A 20457-nucleotide genomic window follows, 5' to 3' on the forward strand; every position below is an offset into this window, starting at 1 on the left:
GTGTTGTCGCATGACAATTCAAAGTAACAAATTTTGGGTTACATGTAAATATTATTGTTTTAAATCAACGTTATATGGAGAAACGTGGCACTGCATAGCAAGCTATAGAAGCTGTGGAAGCGCAAACTTTTAATCAGTAGGTCTCGGGTTCGGATCCCGACCGGCTCACCACACATCAATCACCTTCACGTCAGGCACGTCTCGGTCCCGTATGGGGATCGCGCATTTCCCATCATTGGTCGCGTCGCCCCAAGGCCCGCGCTTGGCGCAAACCCCCTTGCCGACGGTCATCCGAAAGTCTGAGGACGCACGGCTGGTTGTCACACACTTTCCCTGTCAGTCTGCCCCCATGAACACGTGGCCCGTGGGAGGAGAAACGTGGCGAAAGATCTCGAAAGGCCCCTCGGGCCGGTGATCGCTCTTGCAGAGCAGGTCACCGAAGGACTGATCGGTCATGGCGCCTTGGTAGAGCGGCTGATGATCGCCCTGCTGGCGGGTGGTCACGTGCTGATCGAAGGCCCACCGGGCCTGGCCAAGACCCGCGCGGTCAAGCGGCTGGCCACAGGGCTTGAAGGCAGCTTTGCCCGCATCCAGTGCACCCCGGACCTCATGCCCTCTGACATGATCGGCACGCAGGTCTTTCGCCCCGGCGACGGCGACTTCGCGTTCCTGCAGGGGCCGTTATTTCACCAGCTGGTTCTGGTCGACGAAATCAACCGCGCCCCGCCCAAGGTGCAATCCGCCCTGCTGGAGGCGATGGCCGAAGGTCAGGTCACCGCCGGTGGCACGACCCGCCCCCTGCCCGATCACTTCATGGTCGTCGCCACCCAGAACGGGATCGAGAACGAGGGCACCTTTCCCCTGCCAGAGGCGCAGCTGGACCGCTTCCTGCTGCATATCGACCTTGCCCTGCCGGGTGCAGAGGCCGAACGCGCGATCCTTGATCTGGTCGAGGCCGAGGGGTACGGCGCACCTGCCGCGCTGCCGGTGCGCCTGACATCCGGGCAACTGAAGGCGGCACAGGCCGCCGTGGCGGCGGTGCATCTGGCCCCGGCGCTCAAGGATTACATCGTGCGGCTGGTCATGGCGACGCGGGACACGGCGGACGGCCCCCTCGACGGGTTGATCGCGCATGCGGTGTCCCCGCGGGGATCGCTGTCGCTGGCCGCGGCCGCCCGCGCACGCGCAGCCCTGCTGGGGCGCGACCACGCCCTGCCCGAAGATGTCGAGGCGCTGGCGCAGGATGCGCTGTCGCACCGCCTGATCCCCAGTTGGCGCGCGACCTCTGACGGGCAGTCGGGCCGCGACATCGTGGCAAGGCTCTTGGCCAATGTCCGGCCTTACTGATCCGGCTGGCGTCAGCGCCGCCGCCCTGATGCGGCTGGAGGCGCTGGCCCGCCAGCCCCGCGGCACGATGGCGCTGGCGGAACGGCCCGGTGCGGTGTCGATCCGCAAGAAGGGGCGCGGGCAGGAAGTGCGCGAGATCCGTCCCTTTGCGGATGGTGACGATCCCCGCCATCTGGACGCCGCCGCCACGGCCCGCACCGGCGCGCTTCAGACCCGCACGTTTCAGGAAGACCGCGAACAGACGGTGCTGCTGATCGCGGACTTTCGCCGTCCGATGTTGTGGGGCACCAAGGGGCGACTGCGGTCGGTCGCGGCGGCAGAGGCGCTGGCCCTGATCGGCTGGCAGGTCGTACTGGACGGCGGGGCAGCCGGCGTCGTGGCGCTGACCGATGCCGGGCCTTACGTCGAACGTCCCCGCACGCGGGCGCGGGGCATGGCGCTGGTCGCGGGCTGCCTTGCGCGGGCGCATTTTGTGGCCCTGTCGAGCCAGCTTGCGGTGACACCCCTCGTGCCCGCCCTGATGCGCGCCGCGCCCCTTGCCCCGCGCGGCGCCTTGATCGCGATCGCGACGGGCCTTGATGTCCCGGGGGACGGACTGGACGCGGCCCTCGCCGCCCTGACCGACCGGTGCCGGGTCCACCTGATCCTGACCGAGGATACCTTCGAGACGGCCCCGCCATCGCAGCCCCTGTCTTACGCCACACCCGAAGGCACCGCACGCGCCCGATTCCACGGGTTGGCGCAGGACCGCACCCGGCGCGCGGCCGCTCTGGTCCGACCCGGATTGCAGGTCGAGCGTCTGTCGACAGACATGGCGCTGGCATGACCCCAGACATCGTCCGCGACCTGCATCCCCCGCGCCTGCCCGCAGATTTCGTCTCGCTCGGCTGGCCGGACCTGCTGGCCGCCTTCGGCGTCGGGCTGATCCTCGCGGGTCTGGCCCTGATTGTGCTGCAACCGGCGCTGCGGCCCCGCAGACGACCCCTGCGCCTGAATGACCGCATCGCCGCTGCGGCCAGACTGCCGGACGACGCGCGCCTGATCGCCTTGTCTGCGTTGCTGGCGGATCGCGGCCAGCCGCTGCCCGACGACCTCCGCCATGCGCTTTACGCAGGCACCCCCTACGACCCCGCCCGGGCCGAGGCACTGCTGCGCAAACCGCGCGAGGCTGCGCATGTTTGACCTCGCCACCCCTTGGGCCTTGTTGCTGCTGCCCCTGCCGCTGCTGGTTCTTCTGCTTCCGCCCCAGCAGGCTACGGATCAGGCCTTCGTCCTGCCAGAGGGCATCGCACGGCAGGCCGCGCCTGACACCCACCCCCTGCGCGGCACCGGGCCGTGGCTCGCCGCCGCGATCTGGGTCGCCCTGGTGCTGGCCATCGCCGGGCCACAGCGGATCACGCTGCAGCCTGACCGCACCGCATCCGGGCGCGACATCATCCTGACGCTGGACATGTCCGGCAGCATGGCGACGCCGGACTTTTCCCTGAACGGCGAGACGGTCAGCCGCCTCGCCGCGGTCAAGGACGTGGCCGCGCGCTTTGTCGCCGCGCGCACCGGGGACCGCATCGGCCTCGTGATCTTTGCCGACCGCGCCTATGTCGCGGCCCCGCTGACCCACGACCTGACCGCCGTCAGCCGCGCCATCGCGGAGGCCGAGATCGGCCTGACGGGTCGGTCCACCGCCATTTCCGACGGGCTGGGGTTGGCGCTGAAGCGGATCATCGCAGAGCCGTCCACCAGCAATGTCATCGTCCTTCTGTCCGACGGCCGCGATACCGCCGCGCGCCTTGACGCCGAACAGGTCGCGGCGCTGGCAGCAGAGGACGGCGTGCGCATCCACACCATTGCCCTGGGACCGGAGGATCTGGAAACCCGCCCCGCAGCGCGCGATGCGGTGGACCTTGCCACCCTGCGGGCCATCGCCACGGCCGCCGGCGGCACCACCTTTCGCGTGCGCAACACCGACGATCTGCAGCAGATCATGGATGAACTCGACCGGCTGGAGCCGAACCCCGGCGACCGTCCGCCCCTCGCCATTCCCCACCCGCTTTGGCCGTTCAGCGCGGCGGCGGCCCTTGCTCTGTGCCTTTTCGCGGGCCAAAGGCGACGCGCATGAGCGGTCTGCTGCTGCTGCGCCCATGGTGGTTGCTGGCCCTGCTGCCGGTTCTGGGGCTCGCCTGGTGGGTGCGGCAGCGCAGGCTGGCAGGTGACTGGGCCGGGATCATCGACCCCGCGCTGCTGGGTCCGCTGCGCCGCCTGGGAGCGCTGACCGACGGGCGGCGCGACGCGGCGCTGCTGCTGCCGTTCATCGCGGCGGCGGTCATTGTGCTGGCCCTGACCGGCCCGGCGCGACTTCTACCCGGTGCCGTCGCCTACCGCGCGCTGGACCCGTTAATCCTGTTGCTCGACCTCTCACCCTCGATCACCACGGCCCCCGCATTGGCGGACCTGCAAGCCGCCGCAGCGACGGTCATGGCCGACGCGCAGGAACGCCCCGTCGGCATCATGGTCTACGGCGCCGACGCCTACCTCGTGTCGGCCCCGACCTCTGACGCCGCGAGCCTCGAAAGCCTGATCGCCGTGCTGGACCGCGAGACGATGCCGGTCAGCGGCAGCCGCCCGGACATCGCCCTGTCGATGGCGAACGATCTGTTTGCGCAGGACGGTATCGGCATCGGCGGTGCGGACCTGATCGTGATCTCTGACGGTGGCGGGACGGACAAACAGGCCCTGGACGAGGCGGCCCGCCTGCGCGCCGTTGGCGCCCGGGTCTGGGCCCTGACGCTGGACAAGACATCGCCAGAGGCACCGGCCCCCGATCCTGCGTCTCTCGCGGCACTGGCGCAGGCGGGCGGCGGCGCGGCGGCGCCGGCCGCTGAGGCCCGGCCTTTGCTGCAACGCATCGACTCCGCGCGCACCGCGCGGCTGGCGCGCAGCGATGATGCCACGGACGCCGTGCGCGACTTCGGCCGCTGGCTGCTGATCCTTGCCCTGCCTGCTGCCGCCCTGATGTTCCGGCGGCGCAGATGATCCGCCTGACGCTGATCGTCGCCGGCCTGATCGCCCTGCTCGTCAGCGGGGGCGATGCCCGCGGCAAGCTGGCGCTGCTGTTGGGAATGCCGGGACTCGCGGCACAATCCGTATCGAACCCTGACGTGCGCGGCGTGATGCTTTACGATGCCGGCGACTACGAGGCCGCCGACGATGCGTTCCGCGAAGCGGGGCGCGGATCGACCTACAACCGCGGCCTCAGCCTTGCGGCCACGGGCAAGTATCCTCTGTCACGCGCCTATTTCGACGCAGTCCTCTTTGCCAACCCCGCCGACAGTCAGGCGCGAGAGAACCGCAACGTCGTCAATGCCCTGATCCCGCCGCTGCAGGGCGACGGCAATGGCGCGGGCCGCATCGCCACCGTCGTTATCGCGACCCCCGGCGGCTCTCCCGTGGCAGAGGCGCGGCGGCTGGGCCGTCCGCTGGACGAAGGCAAGCGGGTCGCGGACGCGGCGTGGCTTGCAACGCTGCCCGACGACCCCGGCGAATTCCTGCGGCTGCGGCTGCGCGACGAATACGGACGCCGTCTGGCGATGGGCCTGACCGCGCCGGACAAGGGGGATCCATGGTGAAACTGCTCGCATGTCTGCTGCTGCTGGCCGGTCCCGCGCTGGCGCAGGACAAACCCGGCATGCACATGTCGATCATCGCCGATCCCGGCCACGACACCTCTGTTGTGGGAGAGATGATTCCGCTGACGATCCGCGCCGTCTACGACCTGAAGGTCGCCAACGAAAAGCTGGAAATCCTCGGCACCGGGTCCTTCGACTGGATCCAGACCGCCCCCGATGACTGGCACGAGGAGATGATCGACGGCCTGTCCCGCATCGTGATGGAGCGTCACGTCGCGGTCTGGCCCAAGCAATCCGGCATGGTGACATTTGGCCCCGCGATCCACCACCTGACGGTCATCGACCGCCAGAGCCAGCGACAGGACATGGATGTCACGGGACAACCGCTGGCCTTGTCCGTCGGTGCCTTTCCCATCGACCGCGGCTGGCATCTGTCGGCCGAAGCGGTCGAGCTGACCGACGAGCTGTCTGCCGACGCGGGTCACCTGCCCGACGGCGCGACGGTCATCCGCAAGGTCACGCTCCGCGCGCTGGGTGCCTTACCGGAACAATTGCCGCCCCGCCCCGTCGTGTCCGAAAACTGGCTGATCACCTTCGCCGCCCCGGTGCAGCGGGACCTGTTCCTGACCGCCGAAGGGCCGGTGGCACAGGTCATCTGGACGTGGGAATTCCGCCCCCATACGGGCGAGCCCGGTGTGCTGGAAGGCGTCACCATCCCCTACTTCAACGCGACAACCCGGCGGATGGATGCGGTCGAGATTCCGTCGCTGCCGATTGCGGTCGCAAGCTTCTTCAACGCGCAGACGCTGACCGGGGTGATCGGCGCGCGGCAGGTCTGGTTGCTGATCGGTCTGTCGGTTATAGGCCTGATCGTCGGGCTGGCCGTGGCCGCCCTGCGCCTTGCGCCGGATGCCACCGCAGCAGGCTGGGCGCGCGTCCGGAGACGCTGGTCGCCGCTGCCCCGCTTCGCGCTGTGGCAGGCCCGGCGGCGCGGCGATCTGCTGGCGGAACGCCGGGCCGCACAGGATGCCGGGCTGCCGCCCGCACGGCTGGCGGCGCTGGACCGGCGGATCTACGGACCCGCCGGCCCCTAAGACTTACTGAAAGCAAAGCATTTCGGCCTCGGCCTGCGCGCGGCGCAAAGCGGCCAGCATCTCGTTGACGGAGGCTGTGCCGCCCCTGAACATCGCCGCCCGTTCGCCACCGCCCTGCCGCAGTTGCAGCACCGTCTCGGCCGAGACGTAACCATCGTAGGGCAGGATCGACGCGATGGTGTCGATCGAGCAGGAGCATTTGGTCAGCGCTTCACGGGTCTGGCCGTTGGTCGCCATGCAGCCAAAGACGTAATCCGCCCGCGCCTCGGTCGGGTAGTCGTTCAGGGCCGGGGCGATCGGCTCTGCTGCCAGCAGGGGCGTCGCGGTCAGGGCAAGGCAAAGGGTCAGGATACGCATCATTCTTCCAGTGTCATGGTTTCGCTATAGGCGCCGGGACCGTCGCCCGCGTGGGCGGCCAGTTGCGTGATCATCCCCGGATCGGCGGGATCGAAGGTCAAATCGACGGCCAGCCCGGCCCAGTCACCCATGCGCGCGGCATTCGGGTCCTGTGCGAAAGGGGTCAGGCTGACGGTCTGCGGACCAGTCCCCGACAGATCAGGGGCGGCCTCTGCCAACGTCGCGCGCATCGTGTTGCGGATATAGAACGGGCTGCCGCCGGTCTGGGCCGCCATGTTCCGCACGACGTTTTCCAGAAAGAAGATCAGGACCGGGTTCGGCCCTTTGGCCGAAAAGCTGGCCACGGGTTTCGTTTGGTCACCCTCGATCCGCGTCATGACGATCTGCGGGCCGGTCTCGCCGGGCGTCACGGTCATCAGCACCTCACCGTCCACCACGGCGTCTGGCAGCGGCACACCCGTTCCGGCGCCGGGCATCGCCTGCCCGGCGGGCAGACCCGGCAGGCGGCGGTCAAGGGTGTATCGTACCACAGCGTAACTGGGCAGATCGGTCAGCGTACCGGGTGCCATGATCAGGTCCGTGAGCGGCCCCGCCAGCGCGGGCAGCGTCACGAGGCACAGACCCGCAGGCCCAAGTATCTTGAAAAAATTCATGAATTCAGTCCCTCATACTCAAACATTTGCCGTGGCGCCGGCAACAGTGCGTTGTGCCGCGTCCTGCAAGGCCGCGCACATCGCGCGTTGCAGCAGCGCCTCGTCGACAGGCTTGGCCAGCACCGCGATGCCGAGGGTGCCGGCATCGTCGGCCATTGCGTCCGTATCATCGCCGCTGACCAGAACCGCCGGCAGATCGTCGTCGCTGTCGGCGCGCAACTGCCGGATCGTCTGGATGCCTGTCTCGCCACCGTCGAGGCGATAGTCCGTCAATACCAGATCGGGGCGGCGACGGGACAGCGCCAGACGGGCCGCCTTGATCGTATCGACCGTCGTGACGGACATACCCCATCCGGTCAGCAATGCGTCGAACGCCTGCCGCATGGACGGATCATTCTCTACCACAAGCACATGAAGGCCTTTCAGACGCACCGCAAGATTACGGCGCGGGCGATCATGTTTCGGCACAGGCATCGCGCAGAGTCCGGACCTGACAGGCAGGCCGACGCGAAAACGCGACCCCTGCCCCGGTACCGAGATCAGCTCCAACGGATGCCCCAGAACATGGGTCGCCCGCTGGACGATCGACAGACCCAGGCCTGTGCCGGGCTGATCCGAATTGCCCAGACGCTCGAATTCCTGAAAGATCCGCTGCCGGTCGCCTTCGACGATCCCCGGACCCTGATCGCAGACGTCCAGCCAGGCCGTGTCACCGTGCCGACGCACACCGACCAGCACCTTGCGGCCATCGGTGTATTTGAGGGCGTTCGCGATCAGGTTCTGGGCGATCTGGCGCAGATAGACGGGATCACTCTCGACCGTCAGGCTGGACTTCACGAACCGCAGGTCGACGCCGCGCTGCACGGCCAGTGGCTGCAGGTCCAGTCCCAACCGCCAGAACAACCGGTCCAGCGACAGCGGAGTGAGGTCCAGCCGTACACTGCGCCCGTCCAGCCGCGCGATCTGCGACAATGCGCCGATCAGCTCTTCGGCGGATTCGATGGTGCCGGTCAGATGGGACACGATATCGACCTGCCGAGGATCCGTGGACAGATTGGCCAGATGCGACAGGAACATCTTGGCTGCACTTAGCGGTTGCAGCAGGTCGTGGCTGGCGGCCCGCAGAAAGCGGGACTTGGCACGGTTCGCCTCGTCGGCTGCCGCATGCGCCTGCGCCAGTTCAGCGTTGATCGCCTCCAGGTCGGTCAGCGCCCGTTCCAGATCGTCGTTGCGCGCAATGATTTCGCGCTCCAGCAGGGCGGCGGCGCGGGTCAGCGCATAGGACGGGCCGCGCGCCTCCTCCGCCCGCTCCAGCCGTTCGACCAGCGATTCCACGATGCGTTCCAGCTTGGCGATCTGCCGGTCCGGACTGTCAGCGTCACGCAGCATCCCCGGCCCTCCGCGTCAGGATCGCCAGACCGGCAAAGGTCTGGTTGACGTGAATCCCGCAGTGCTGTTCGCCATAGGTATTGAACCCCGCAATCCTGAATTTGCTGTAAAGGGCATTGATCAGCACGCCCTGCCCCGCCTCCTCCAGCGCGATGCGACGCAGGATGCAGTCAAAGCCAAGGATCAGCGCGACCTCTCCCAACTCGTCCAGCCGCTCTCGCATGCCGCGGGTCAGGCTGTCGGCCCGGCCGAGTTTCAGGATCGCGCCGGTTTCGACTGCCGACATCAGGGACAGCCCCCCGGATGCGGTGACACCGCTGATCGCACGGACGAAATGCCGCCCGTTGGACCGTTCGAGGATCGGGTTTGCCGCAAAGGCCGCGGGCCCCAGATCGGCAACAGGCACACCGATCAACCGGGCGTATTCCTCGACCGCGGGTTCGGCGTTGATCTCCTGCAGCAGCCTGTCGTCTGGGTCGGCACGCGTCACGAACATGCGCTGGCTTGCCGGGATGAAAGGATCGAAGACCACCTCTTCCACCGCAAAATCCGTCTCTATCAGGCAAAAGAGCGCACTTTCCTCGCGGCTTTCACCGTTGAGGGCGAGGTGTGTGCGGTCAAATCGCAGCCCGTCCCCGGCGGATCCGCCAAGCACCAGAAGGTCCGGCAGGGTGGCATTGACGGTCGTGGTAATCAGCTCCTCGCGCCCGCTCATGCCGTCGATCAGCAAAAGGCCGAACTGTGCGCGTCCGGGCGTGGGCGCGAAGCCTTGCGACAGGTCACGCAGGGTGCGCATCCAGCCGCGCGCCATGTGCTGACGCAGGGACGGCAGCCAGACGGCACTGGCCCGGAACGTGTCAGCCGGAAAGCCGATCAGCACGACCTGCTTGTCGTCATAGCCGCCGAAGGCGAACCCCCCGGCGGATGAACACCCCATGACATCGCACTGCGGACCGAAAGCTTCAGCCAGCAATGCGGATACGTCAGCCACCTGCCCGCCGTCCGGTGAAAAGAACAGGATCATCGTCAGGTCGCTGTCCCCGAAGGCCGCGCGGCAGGCAGCCAGAATGGCCGTGCCGTCGCCTTCCTGCGTAAGGACGATGGGATGTCGCGCCATGGCTGCGCTGTCGTCGCGCATGATTGCAGCCTTACGTCGTGAACAGCCGCGCCTTGGCGGCCAGAAGGGCGGCGTGGGTCCGGTTGCGCACATTCACCTTCGTCATGATCGCCGCGATATGTGTCTTCACTGTCGCCTCGGCGATCGACAACTCGTAAGAGATGATCTTGTTCGGCCGCCCCTGGCAGATCAGGCGAAGGATGTTCATCTGCTGCGGCGTCAGCGTGGCAAAACAGCGGGCCAGGGCCAGCGCCTCATCCTCTTCATCAGAGCAGGGATCGTAATCGTCCGGCAGCACGGTCTCGCCGCGCCACATACGGCGAAAGGCCTCCATCATCTCGGACTGCGGCATGGTCTTGGTAATATAGCCGCAGGCTCCTGCCGCGAGCACCGCCGTCACCATGCGCGACTCCAGTTCTGCCGACAGCACGGTGATCGGAACGTCCGGCGCTTTCTGACGCAGGGCCAGCAAGCCTTCGACGCCTTCGACGTCCGGCAGCTTGAGGTCCAAAACGATCGCGTCAGGCGGTCCATCAACCTTCAGCGCGGCGATGGCATCGCTCAGACTTGCGGCGACTCGCACCTTCTGCAGACCCAGTTCATGGGTCATCGTCATGACAAGCGCCTGACAGATCAGTGGATGGTCGTCGACGATCAGGACGGTCTCGATTCGCTTGCCAGCGGCAGCCGTCATCACGCTTTCACGGCTGGCGACGCCGATGTCTTCGTGTTTCATGGGTTCCTCCCCTTGGTTCGGACACTCCCCTGCCCGAACCTTGATCCTACTACCGAAACGTCCAATAGCGAGTGTCTTACGACATAATGCCTTGCGATCGGCGGATATCAGACGATTCTTCTGACAGGGTCAGCTACAGCTTCCCTTGAATCAGTCTGCCCAGCGCGAAAGCGCGTTGCTCCAGGATCACCGGCGTCTCGCAGACATAGCTCAGCGCCTGCTGGCGATCCTTGAAAATGCGTGTCGCCCAGTCCAGATCGGCCTCCATCTTGTCGATGGCGTCGAAATCCGGTGGATCTGCGGCGTTCAGGGCGTCGAAATCCTTGCGCAGCGTGTTGATTCGCGCGTCCAGAGTCTCTTGGCTGTGGGCATATCGGGTAATCCCGGCCATGACCCGATCACGCGCGCGCTGCACGTCGTTGAAGGTTGCCAGAAACAAAGCCGTCATGTCCGCCGGATCATGATCGCCGGCAAAGGTGTCGATCATCGCTTCTGCATCCTCCAGACTCGTGCGGCGCAACGCGATGTTGCGCGCAAGCGTGCGGATGGTTGCGTCGTTTGCCTTCGCCTCGGTCGCGTCATCGGGCAACGGCCCGGTCCAGACCTGTGCGATCGACAACTGCGGTTGCTTGCGCTGGACGCAGGGCCAGTCCAGATCCGTGACCTGCTGAGCCGCCGCTGGACCCGCGGCCACCAGTGCCAGAATGAGTGCCTTGATCATGCTCCCCCCTTCTTTCCGCGCCACAAGCCCTTGGCCGGATCATACATGAAAACCGTGGCCGCGAAGAACACGATCAGGCACAGCAGCGTGATCGCCACCGCCAACAGGTTCAACTGGCCGTAAAGCGCAAAGCGGATCAGTTCGACCGCGTAGGTGAACGGATTAGCCGCCGAGATATCGTGCAGCAGCGTGCTCGATTCCTGCATCCGCCACAGCGGATAAAGCGCGGAGGACGCAAAGAACATCGGGAAGATCACGAAATTCATGACCCCCGCGAAATTCTCCAACTGCCGTATTCCCGATGAGATCAGCAAGCCCAGCGCCCCCAGCATGAGCCCCGCCAGCACGAGTGCGGGCAGGGCCGCGATGTAGCCGATCACCGGCGGGCGCACGTCCCAGAACCATGCGATCAGCAAGAAGGCATAGACCTGAAGGACGGCCACCAGCACCGCCGCGGTCAGCTTGGCCCCCAGCAGGAACCAGCGTGGATAGGGGCTGACCAGCAGGCTGCGCATCGCCCCGGTTTCGCGGTCGTAAACCATCGACAGCGACGATTGCATGCCCGCAAACAGCAGGATCATCCCGCAGAGGCCGGGCGTCACGTAGACGTCGTACAGCACATAGGTCTTGTAGGGCGGCACGATGCTGACCCCCAGCACCGACCGAAACCCTGCGGCAAAGATGAACAGCCAGACCAGTGGCCGCACCAGCGCCGCAAGGAACCGCTCGCGCTGATGGGTAAAGCGCAGGAACTCCCGCTTGGCGATTCCGCCGAATGCGATGCTCCAGCCGGTCACGACGGCTCTCCCGTCAGCGCCATGAAACCGTCGGACAAGGTGCCAGCCCCTGCCAGATCGCCGGCCGTCGTATCCGCCAGCACCCGGCCATGATGCAGGACGACCACGTGGTCGGCAGGCTCCAGCTCTTCAAAAATATGCGTGGCCCACAGGGTCGAGACGCCTTCCTGCGCGATCAGGCGGCGCACCAGCGCCAGCACGTCGGCCCGCGCCCGTACGTCAAGGCCCGCCGTCGCCTCGTCCAGCAACAGCAGTTCGGGGCGGTGCAGCAGGGCGCGGGCAATCTCTGCCCGGCGTTGCTGGCCACCAGACAGGGTGCTGACGCGGGCGTCGATCTGCGGGTCCAGATCGACCAGCGCCAAAACTTCGGCGATGCGGGGTGCGGCCCGGCGGGCAGAGATGCCGTGCAATGCCGCGTGATAGGTGAGGTTCTGCCGCAGGCTGAGGTCGCCATCCAGCGCGCGGCTTTGAAACACCACGCCCAGCCGGGCCAGCGCCTTGCCGGGCGTGCGGCGGGCGTCAAAACCCGCAACGCTAATCCGGCCGGACGTGCTGTCATAAAGCCGCGTGATCAGCGAGAACAGCGTCGTCTTGCCAGCGCCGTTGACGCCCAGAAGCGCACAGAACGCCGCCCGCGGCACGGTCAGGCTGACGTCCTGCAAGGCAGCCTTCGCCCCGAAGCGGTGGCTGACCGCAGCGATGTCGAGGGCCGGGGCATCAACGATGTCATTCATTGGATTGTAAAGACGGCCTTCTGGGTGTCGCCCGTCGATCCGGGGATCGACAACGTGTAGGTGCCCGGCTGGATCGCAATAAAGCTGATCTCGGCATCGCCCTCTTCCAGGTTGATGCTTTGCAATCCTGTTGCGACGATCTCGATATCGTCGATTTCGACGCTCTTGACCCAAACCGCGTGAAAGAAATCCGCGCCGGTCAGGCCGGACGACATCGTGCCATCTGCCTCGATCTCGATCCGGTAATAGCCGCCGGATTTCAGGATGTAAGGCGCCTCCGCGACGGGTTTTCCGGACGACAGGGTCAGCGGCGGCAGATCGGTGCGATTGGCCTTTCCGAACATGCCAGAGATGCCGTAATCGAATTGCTGCGCTGCGGCGGCCGATCCGATCAGGGCGCAAACCGCGAATGTGACACCGCGCCTCATGGTGTGGGCACCACGACAAGACCCCAGGGCTGCTGACCGACCTGCACGGATTCGGTGACCGTATCTGTCGCGGTGTCGATCACTGATATGTCGTTGGAATTGCCGTTCGCCGTATAAAGCCGCGATCCATCCGGCGAAAACGCCAACTGCCACACCCGCTGGCCGACCAGCAGGTAATCGGTGACCGTGTCGCTGGCCACGTCGATGACCGCGACCCGGTTCGCCGGACCCAGCGCCACGTAAAGCTTCTTGCCATCCTCGGTCACGCGCATGCCCACGGGCTGCAGCGCCTCTGGCAGCAGTCCGGGCACATCGAACGTGATCTTGTGCGTAACCTCTCGGCTGGGCACGTCAATCACGCTGACCGTCCCACCGATCTCGGCCGAAACGAAAAGCGTCTGGCCATCCGGCGTATATTCCGCATAGCGCGGCCGTCCGTCCACCAGCACGTTCCCGACGATCTCGTAGGTCGTGGTGTCGATCATGTGCGCCATGTTCGTCGTCTCGGAGGTATTGACCACGATCTTGCCGTCCGGGCTGACGCCCATGCCTTCGGGTTCGACGCCGACCGGCACCTCGGCCAGCACCTGCCGGGTGTTCACGTCGACCACCGTGACAAGGTTGTCGTCCTCGTTGGCGATGAACAACCGGTCGCCCACCGGGTCGAGCACGAACAGCTCCGGGTCGGCGCCCGACGGCAGCGACGGCAGTTCCTCGAACGTGGCCGCATCGTAGACCCGCACGAGGTTGTCGTCGGAGGCGCAGACGTAGATCGTCTTGCCGTCGTGGCTGGCGATGATGCCCCGAGGGCGCTGCATCCCTTCAATCGTGTGGATGACCTCCAGCGTGTCACCGTCCAGCACGCTGACGGAATTCCCACGCTCGTTGGTGACAAAGATGCGGTCGGCCAAGGCCGGTTGTCCGGCCAGCGTCAGCGCGATCAGGGCAAGAGGTCTCATTTGCGGCACTCCGTTTCCGTGCGGTCGATTCCGAGGGTGTCGAGGGTACTGGTCTGATGCAGAAATCCGTCCTGCGGCGAGACGGAGACGATGACGTTGTCGGCGGCCAGCAGCACGGGCTGGCGCAACTGCCCGTCCCAGTCGCGGAAGGTCAGCTTCTGCCCCTTGAAGGCACCCAGTTCGAACCGGCCCGACATGATGAAATCGCGGATTGCGGCGGCATCGCCACCATTCGTGCGTGTCGCGGCCTCGCCCAGCACGCGCAAGGCGACCCAGGTTTCGAAATCTTCTTCCTGTGCAAGGCGGCGGGCGCCTTCCTCGAACCGGTTCTGCCACTGGGTCGCGCCCCAGGCCTCCATCGCCGGGGTCCAGCTGGTCGGGATCAGCCCGGCGGACCCGGCCACGGGCCGCGCGTCCCACGTGTGATAGGGCAGGTAATCCGCAAAGACGCCCGTATGGTCGGCCGCAATCATCACATCGTGGTCGGGCGCGCGCTGGGTAAAGACAGGAATCTGTGCCTGCACCAGCACATGGCCGGTGTCCGTGCGCCGCGCGCCGCCGGTATCCTCATAGGTGCGCTCTTCGACGATCTCCGCACCGAATTTGGTGGCCGCGCGTTTGTAGGCCTCTGCCAGTGCGATGTCCTCGGGATGGCTGCCGGCGATCAGATACCACGCGCCCCAGCGCTTCCAGATCAGGTATTGCGCCAGCGCATCGGCGCGCATCGCGTCCGACGGCGTCACATGCAACAGGTTCGCGCGGCAGTCGGCGCCGCGCAGGCTGTCGTCCGTGGCGGCGGCGTTGATCAGCAGCGCCCGGTCACCCGCCTGATCGGCCAGCGCCACGGTGGTGGCGGCATCGGCCAGCGTCACGATGAAGGAAATCCCGTCGTCCAGCAGCTTTGCCATGTCGGCCTGCACCGTGTCCGGTGTCGCCACGACCGTCACCGTCTCGAAGGTCTGGCCGGTGAAGGCGCCCGTCGTCATGTTGTCGTCGGTGGCAAGGGCAGCCCCCGCGAACCCCAGATCCTTGGGCGGCAGGTCCAGGCGAGAGATCGGCAACGGACCCGGCGCGTCGACGCGGATCACGGCGGCGCGGTAGGTCACATCGGCCAGCGCCGGGTGGCCAAGCGCGCTTAGCGCCAGCGCGCAGCAGATCGCCCCCTGTCTCATCCTTGCGTCCTCCCCTTGCATGCCATCGGACACAACCCGCGTCTGCGATACAACCGCTTTCTTTTCACAATGACCTGACAAGGGCCTGATATTGCTGAACCTCATACTTTCGTTGGATTGCAGGTCCCCTTCCAAGGTCCGCATCAAGGGGACAAGATCGCACCGACGCGATCAGGGAGAATAGACAGATGACGAAAATGATGATGACGCTGGCGGCCTGCCTGGCGCTGGTCACGGGACCGGCCCTCGCGCACGGCCCCGTCCGGTTGAAGACAGAGCAGACCGTGACGCTGGACGCGCCGGTGGACGACGTGTGGGGCGTGATCGGCCACTTCGACGACATGTCGTGGTTTCCGGGTGTCGCCAGCGTCGCGGCGACCGGCACCGAAAAAGGCGCCACCCGCGTGCGCACGATGGAGGACGGTCAGGTCATCAACGAGGAACTGCTGAAGCTGCAGCCCGAGAAATACGCGATTTCGACCCTGATGCTGGACACCAACCTCGACGTCGTGAAGGCCACGAACTACGCTTCTCACATCACGTTGAAGGACGCCGACGGCAAGACGCTGTTGACGTGGAAAGGTGCCTTCTACCGCGGTTTCCCGCAGAACGAACCGCCGGCGGACCTGAATGACGATGCCGCCGTCGCGAGTGTCGAGGCCCTGCACCAGACCGGCATCGACGCGCTGGTCGACCGCTTCGGCAAGGTCGAGTGATCCCTGCGATACGCGTGACCGGGGCCGCCATTCTGGCGGCCCTTTGCATGTCCGGTGCCGCGCGCGCGGATATCGCCGCCATCACCTCTCAGACGGCCGGCATGCTGACGTTGATCGACACGGATACGGGCGCCATCCTGACCATCACCCCCCTGCCCGGCAACCCCGCCGCCGTCGCCATCGACGCCGCGCGCGGTCGCATCATGGCCGTCGCGGTGGACACGGGCTTGCTGCACGTCTTCGACATGACGGGGCGGCCCCTGGCACAGCATAAGATCGCAGGCGCGCCCTTCGGCCTCGCGATCCGGCCAGAGACTGGTACGGCGCTTGTCACCGACCAGACCGGAACCTTGAGGGAAATCAACCCCGAAACCGGCGCCGAGGTCGCGTCATGGCCTGTCGGCGCGCTGCCGTCCGGCGTTGCAGCAGCGCCCGGCCTGATCGTGACAGCCGATCGTGACGCCGATGCGGTGACAGTGATCCAGGGCGATGAGGCGACGACATGGCCCGTCGGCCAGCATCCCTTTGGCGTCACGCTCCACGACGGTCTGATCTTTACCGCGGATGTGCTCGACGACACGGTCAGCGTGCTCGATCCGGTCAGCGGTACGATTCTGGCCACAATCGCCACCGGCGAACGGCCCTATGCCGTCGCTTTTGCGGCGGGGCATGGCTATGTCACCAACCAATACGACAGCACCGTCACCGTCTTCGATGCCGCGCGTTTTGCCGTGACCGGCACCGTGGACGTCGGCGACTACCCCGAAGGGATCGCCGCCACCGCGGACGGGTCGCGCATCGTGGTCGCGAACTGGTTTTCGGATACGGTCAGCCTGATTGACACAGCGACGTTGCAGGTCGTGGCAGAGGTCGACGTCCCCGCAGGCCCTCGGGCCTTCGGCACCTTCACGGCACCGAAGCCCTAGTTTTCGGGCTTCAGCGCGGTGCCGTAATCGTCGACAAGCGGCACGCCCGCGTCCCGCAGGATCGCGTCGATCCCGTCCTGATTGCGGCGGATCTGGCTGTTCAACTCGCGCTTCCAGTTATCCTCGCCAGCGCGCACACCCATCGTGATGCGATAGAAAAGGCGCGGCGTCGCGGCCTCTGCCAGTAGCGGAATGACCTTCAGGTCGGGAAATGCTTTGGCCTTCGGCCCGCCGATCGGCCCCCACAGCAGGGCGGCGTCCGTCGTCCCATCCTCCACATCGCGGAGCATATCGCCGGCAGGATCCTCGACCCGGCGGTCGGTCATCAGGTTGTAGGGCTTGGCGTTCTTCATCAACCCCAGACGCGCCACATGGGTCGTCGGCGGCGCACCGGCCACCACGCCGATCTTGGCATCCTTCAGCGCGGGATCCGAAAGTTGCGTCACACCGGCCAACGGCCCGTCCGCCTTGACCACCAGCACGTGGGTCGAGGTGTAATAATGATTGGTGTTCAGCACCATTTCGTCGCCCTGGGCATAGCCGATGACGACGTCACATCTTCCAGCACTCAGCGTCTGGCGGATGAAGCCGTTGACCTGCGGAAACCACGTGTAGGCGACGGGCACGTCAAGTTGCGCCGCGATCAGCTCCGCGATCTTGTTCTCGAACCCGCTGCCGTCCTCTGCCGACAGCGGCAGGTTTGCCGGATCCGCGCAGACCCGCAACTGCGTGCGGTCCACCAGATCCGCGACCTGTGCGCTGGCGGGGACCGCCGCACACAGGATCATGGCAAGCGCCAGGCGCATCAGAAGCCCATGCAAGAGGCTTCGGCCGCGTCATAGGCGTCGGTCTTCGCTTCCTTCTTGGCCGGACGGCCACGCGGGATCGCCTCGGTCCCACGGGCCCGCAGGTAGGTGTAGATGTCATCGAGGTAGCACATCACGTTCGGGTTTGCGCCGAAGGACGGCATCACCTGATTCTGCGCCTGACCGACTTCCTGCTTGCCACCGGCGACGATGCCGACAAAGTCGTAGTAGTCGATCCGCATGACCGAATTTTTCAACGCCGGCGCATAGCTCGACCCTTCGCCGTCGGGACCGTGGCAGACGTGGCATTCGGCATGATAGCGACGGAACCCGGAAAATGTCGGCCAATCGACGGTGCCGTCCGCAGCAATCGCGAAGGTCGGGACGTCTTCGGCGTTGAAGTTGCGAATACCGTCGTTGTGGTCCACAGCAGTGTCGGTCAGTGCCGCGTTGTCGGTCGCGCCGTCAGCGCTGGCGGCAGCCGCCATGTCAGCAGCGGGTGCCGCGTCTGTCGCCGCCGCATCGGTCGTCGCTGTATCCTGTGCAAAGGCGCCACTCGCCACCATCATCGCAAGCGCTGCGCTGGTCACAAAACGATTCATTGTTACTCCTCCCATAGAGTGTTGGTGTCAGCGTATCCCGCGGCATACTGGGCGCAAATCAAACTTAAGTTGCGGTTGTACGATTCTGTGCTGTGCAGACAGCAACGCCGCCCCCGATCACCCGGGGGCGGCGCCATCATTCAGTGCAGTCGCTTACTCGGGGACAGCGAAGACCGTCAGCTGGCCACCCAGAGCGGTGTAATCGGACAGTGCCGCATAACCACCCACGGCACCCAGACCGTCGTTGGCATTCGACAGACCGGCCGCGAGGCCGATGCCAGCCCAGCCGCCGATGCCCGAGAGGACGCCGACATACTGCTTGCCCGCATTTTCGTAGGTGAAGACGTTGCCGATGATGCCCGACGGCGTCTTGAACTTGTAGAGCTCTTCACCCGTCTCGGCGTCGACGGCCTTCAGATAGCCTTCCAGCGTGCCGTAGAACACGACGCCGCCAGCGGTCGCCATCGCACCGGACCAGACAGAGAACTGCTCTGGCAGGGACCACTTGATCTCGCCCTTGGTGGCGTCCCAGGCGATGAAGTTACCCATGCCGCCGTGGCTGTCGGGTGCCGGGAACATGGACAGGGTCGCACCGACGTAGGGCTGGCCTGCGGCATAGCTCACGCGGAAGGGCTCGTAGTCCATGCAGACGTGGTTGGTCGGCACGTAGAACAGTCCGGTATCGGGCGAATAGGCCGCCGGCTGCTGGTCTTTGGACCCCAGTGCCGCCGGGCAGACGCCGGTGGTGTTGGTGTCTTCGCCGTTCTGCTCGGTCGAATATTCAGCCACGACCAAGGGGCGTCCGTAGGTTTCAGAGTCCTTGTTCATGTCGACTTCGGTCGCCCAGTTGACTTGCGGGTCGTACTTCTCGGCCACCAGCAATTCACCGGTTTCACGGTCCAGCGTGTAGCCAAAGCCGTTCCGGTCGAAGTTGACCAGCACCTTGCGCATCGTGCCGTCGATCTCCTGATCGGCCAAGATGTTCTCGTTCACACCGTCAAAGTCCCACTCGTCGTGCGGTGTCTTCTGGTAGAACCATTTCGCCATGCCTGTGTCGGGGTCGCGGGCCATGATGGTCATCGACCACTTGTTGTCGCCCGGACGCTGGGACGGGTTCCAGGTCGAGGGGTTGCCGGTGCCGTAGTAGATCAGGTTCAGCTCGGGGTCGTAGGTCGTCCAGCCCCAGGTCGTGCCGCCACCGATTTGCCACTGGTCACCTTCCCAGGTGTTCAGCGAGGAGTCTTTTCCGATCGGCTTGCCCAGAACCATGGTGTTTTCCGGGTCGACCAGCATGTCTTCGTCCGGCCCGGTGGAGTAGGCGCGCCATGCCATGGACCCGTCGGCGATATTGTAGGCGGTCAGGTGACCGCGCACACCGTATTCACCACCCGAGATGCCGACGAGGACCTTGTCCTTGACGATCGTGACGGTCGCGGTGTTGGTTTCGCCCTTCGCCGGGTCACCGTTCTGGACGGACCATTTCACTTCGCCGGTCTTCGCATCCAGCGCGACCACCGTGGTGTCGGCCTGGTGCAGGAAGACCATGCCGTCGGCATAGGCCACGCCGCGGTTGACCGTGTCGCAGCACATCACGCCGATAACGTCGGGGTTCTGCTGCGGCTGGTACTTCCACAGGATCTTGCCTTCATCGTTCAGATCGAGGGCATAGACCGTGTTCGGGAACGGCGTGTGGACGTACATCACGTTATCCACGACCAGGGGCGAGCCTTCGTGGCCACGCAGCACGCCGGTCGAGAAGGTCCAAGCGACCTGCAGATCACCGACGTTTTCCTTGTTGATCTTGTCCAGCTTGGAGTAGCGGGAGCCGTCATACTGGCCCAGCTGCATGCCCCACTGACCGGGGTCGTTGGCGATCGCTGTCACGGAGTCATTGGCGAAGACAGGAGCCGCCGTCGTCATCAACAGGCCAGCGGCCATGCTCATCATTACCGATTTCATTGTCATCCTCCCAGATGCGTCAGGCTTACGAATACGGTGGATGCAACGGGGTGCAGCTGCCCCTCCTCGGGCGGTTGCGATAGCCTGTCGCGTCCATATCCTGATCTCATGAAGCGTCCCCGCAGCCGTCCTGTCAACGCGAACAAGGGCTTTTCAACCTATAGTATGATTTGGATGGGTGGCGAGGGATACCGATGGGGCCGGGCCTGCGGACGGTCACCTTGTCTGCCTGCAAAATGGCCCGCCCCAAGCATAACCGTCCCGGCGATTTTTCAGCGAAAAATCAGGTGGCCGCCCCTGCCGAAGGACGCGCATGCGAAC

23 protein-coding genes are annotated in these 20457 nt (G+C 65.6%); 9 read left to right on the forward strand and 14 right to left on the reverse strand.

The window, feature by feature from the left end:
- Positions 1 to 378 precede the first annotated feature (378 nt).
- Genes GLR48_RS02770 through GLR48_RS02800 form a run of 7 tightly spaced genes read left to right on the forward strand, consistent with a single transcriptional unit; the run spans position 379 to position 6064 of the window.
- The gene (locus GLR48_RS02770) at positions 379 to 1347 is read left to right on the forward strand and encodes an AAA family ATPase (RefSeq protein ID WP_237058461.1); all 969 of its coding nucleotides are present in this window, start codon (positions 379 to 381) and stop codon (positions 1345 to 1347) included.
- Positions 1331 to 2173, forward strand: coding sequence for a DUF58 domain-containing protein (locus tag GLR48_RS02775; RefSeq protein WP_237058463.1), 843 nt, complete (start codon positions 1331 to 1333; stop codon positions 2171 to 2173). Before GLR48_RS02770 ends, GLR48_RS02775 begins: the two co-directional genes overlap by 17 nt.
- Complete coding sequence (locus GLR48_RS02780) at positions 2170 to 2529, forward strand: hypothetical protein (protein WP_237058465.1); 360 nt, start codon at positions 2170 to 2172, stop codon at positions 2527 to 2529. Before GLR48_RS02775 ends, GLR48_RS02780 begins: the two co-directional genes overlap by 4 nt.
- Positions 2522 to 3463: a VWA domain-containing protein gene (locus GLR48_RS02785; RefSeq protein WP_237058467.1), complete on the forward strand. Its 942-nt coding sequence runs from the start codon at positions 2522 to 2524 to the stop codon at positions 3461 to 3463. The genes GLR48_RS02780 and GLR48_RS02785 overlap by 8 nt, the downstream gene beginning before the upstream one ends.
- Positions 3460 to 4377, forward strand: a complete 918-nt coding sequence (locus tag GLR48_RS02790) for a VWA domain-containing protein (RefSeq protein WP_237058469.1) — start codon at positions 3460 to 3462, stop codon at positions 4375 to 4377. The genes GLR48_RS02785 and GLR48_RS02790 overlap by 4 nt, the downstream gene beginning before the upstream one ends.
- The gene (locus GLR48_RS02795; RefSeq protein ID WP_237058471.1) at positions 4374 to 4970 is read left to right on the forward strand and encodes a hypothetical protein; all 597 of its coding nucleotides are present in this window, start codon (positions 4374 to 4376) and stop codon (positions 4968 to 4970) included. The genes GLR48_RS02790 and GLR48_RS02795 overlap by 4 nt, the downstream gene beginning before the upstream one ends.
- Positions 4964 to 6064 carry a hypothetical protein gene (locus GLR48_RS02800; RefSeq protein ID WP_237058473.1) on the forward strand — a complete coding sequence of 367 codons (1101 nt, stop codon included), beginning with the start codon at positions 4964 to 4966 and terminating at the stop codon, positions 6062 to 6064. The genes GLR48_RS02795 and GLR48_RS02800 overlap by 7 nt, the downstream gene beginning before the upstream one ends.
- Positions 6065 to 6067: 3 nt before the next feature.
- Here the strand turns inward: GLR48_RS02800 and GLR48_RS02805 are convergent, their stop codons facing one another.
- The 11 genes from GLR48_RS02805 to GLR48_RS02855 form a co-directional block, all read right to left on the reverse strand.
- Positions 6068 to 6424: a hypothetical protein gene (locus tag GLR48_RS02805; RefSeq protein ID WP_237058474.1), complete on the reverse strand. Its 357-nt coding sequence runs from the start codon at positions 6422 to 6424 to the stop codon at positions 6068 to 6070.
- The gene (locus tag GLR48_RS02810) at positions 6421 to 7074 is read right to left on the reverse strand and encodes a hypothetical protein (RefSeq protein ID WP_237058476.1); all 654 of its coding nucleotides are present in this window, start codon (positions 7072 to 7074) and stop codon (positions 6421 to 6423) included. Before GLR48_RS02810 ends, GLR48_RS02805 begins: the two co-directional genes overlap by 4 nt.
- 18 nt (positions 7075 to 7092) lie before the next feature.
- A complete protein-coding gene (locus GLR48_RS02815) occupies positions 7093 to 8463 on the reverse strand; it encodes an ATP-binding response regulator (RefSeq protein ID WP_237058478.1) in 1371 nt (456 codons plus the stop codon).
- Positions 8453 to 9601: an FIST N-terminal domain-containing protein gene (locus GLR48_RS02820; protein ID WP_237058479.1), complete on the reverse strand. Its 1149-nt coding sequence runs from the start codon at positions 9599 to 9601 to the stop codon at positions 8453 to 8455. The genes GLR48_RS02815 and GLR48_RS02820 overlap by 11 nt, the downstream gene beginning before the upstream one ends.
- A gap of 10 nt (positions 9602 to 9611) precedes the next feature.
- Positions 9612 to 10316, reverse strand: coding sequence for a response regulator (locus GLR48_RS02825; protein ID WP_442915742.1), 705 nt, complete (start codon positions 10314 to 10316; stop codon positions 9612 to 9614).
- 133 nt (positions 10317 to 10449) lie between these two features.
- Positions 10450 to 11037 carry a hypothetical protein gene (locus GLR48_RS02830; RefSeq protein WP_237058480.1) on the reverse strand — a complete coding sequence of 196 codons (588 nt, stop codon included), beginning with the start codon at positions 11035 to 11037 and terminating at the stop codon, positions 10450 to 10452.
- Positions 11034 to 11834: an ABC transporter permease gene (locus GLR48_RS02835; protein WP_237058481.1), complete on the reverse strand. Its 801-nt coding sequence runs from the start codon at positions 11832 to 11834 to the stop codon at positions 11034 to 11036. The genes GLR48_RS02830 and GLR48_RS02835 overlap by 4 nt, the downstream gene beginning before the upstream one ends.
- Positions 11831 to 12568 carry an ATP-binding cassette domain-containing protein gene (locus GLR48_RS02840; RefSeq protein ID WP_237058482.1) on the reverse strand — a complete coding sequence of 246 codons (738 nt, stop codon included), beginning with the start codon at positions 12566 to 12568 and terminating at the stop codon, positions 11831 to 11833. The genes GLR48_RS02835 and GLR48_RS02840 overlap by 4 nt, the downstream gene beginning before the upstream one ends.
- Positions 12565 to 12996 (reverse strand): hypothetical protein, encoded by a 432-nt coding sequence (locus GLR48_RS02845; RefSeq protein WP_237058483.1) that lies wholly within the window; start codon positions 12994 to 12996, stop codon positions 12565 to 12567. The genes GLR48_RS02840 and GLR48_RS02845 overlap by 4 nt, the downstream gene beginning before the upstream one ends.
- Entirely contained in the window at positions 12993 to 13955 is a 963-nt protein-coding gene (locus tag GLR48_RS02850) for a PQQ-dependent catabolism-associated beta-propeller protein (RefSeq protein WP_237058484.1), read from the reverse strand. Before GLR48_RS02850 ends, GLR48_RS02845 begins: the two co-directional genes overlap by 4 nt.
- Positions 13952 to 15127, reverse strand: a complete 1176-nt coding sequence (locus tag GLR48_RS02855; RefSeq protein WP_237058485.1) for an ABC transporter substrate-binding protein — start codon at positions 15125 to 15127, stop codon at positions 13952 to 13954. The genes GLR48_RS02850 and GLR48_RS02855 overlap by 4 nt, the downstream gene beginning before the upstream one ends.
- Positions 15128 to 15315: 188 nt before the next feature.
- Here GLR48_RS02855 and GLR48_RS02860 point away from each other — a divergent pair, with 188 nt between their 5' ends.
- Both GLR48_RS02860 and GLR48_RS02865 read left to right on the forward strand, forming a co-directional pair.
- Positions 15316 to 15843, forward strand: coding sequence for an SRPBCC family protein (locus GLR48_RS02860; protein ID WP_237058486.1), 528 nt, complete (start codon positions 15316 to 15318; stop codon positions 15841 to 15843).
- A complete protein-coding gene (locus GLR48_RS02865) occupies positions 15840 to 16769 on the forward strand; it encodes a YVTN family beta-propeller repeat protein (protein WP_237058488.1) in 930 nt (309 codons plus the stop codon). Before GLR48_RS02860 ends, GLR48_RS02865 begins: the two co-directional genes overlap by 4 nt.
- On the opposite strand, the gene GLR48_RS02870 is transcribed toward GLR48_RS02865, so the two are convergent.
- The 3 genes from GLR48_RS02870 to GLR48_RS02880 form a co-directional block, all read right to left on the reverse strand.
- Positions 16766 to 17575 (reverse strand): substrate-binding domain-containing protein, encoded by an 810-nt coding sequence (locus tag GLR48_RS02870; protein WP_237058490.1) that lies wholly within the window; start codon positions 17573 to 17575, stop codon positions 16766 to 16768. The genes GLR48_RS02865 and GLR48_RS02870 overlap by 4 nt on opposite strands.
- On the reverse strand, positions 17575 to 18063 hold the full coding sequence (locus GLR48_RS02875; RefSeq protein WP_442915825.1) for a c-type cytochrome, methanol metabolism-related: 489 nt from the start codon (positions 18061 to 18063) through the stop codon (positions 17575 to 17577). Before GLR48_RS02875 ends, GLR48_RS02870 begins: the two co-directional genes overlap by 1 nt.
- 267 nt (positions 18064 to 18330) lie before the next feature.
- Positions 18331 to 20136, reverse strand: a complete 1806-nt coding sequence (locus tag GLR48_RS02880) for a methanol/ethanol family PQQ-dependent dehydrogenase (protein ID WP_237058494.1) — start codon at positions 20134 to 20136, stop codon at positions 18331 to 18333.
- Positions 20137 to 20457: the final 321 nt, after the last annotated feature.

The organism is Loktanella sp. M215 (assembly GCF_021735925.1).
GTDB lineage: Bacteria > Pseudomonadota > Alphaproteobacteria > Rhodobacterales > Rhodobacteraceae > Loktanella.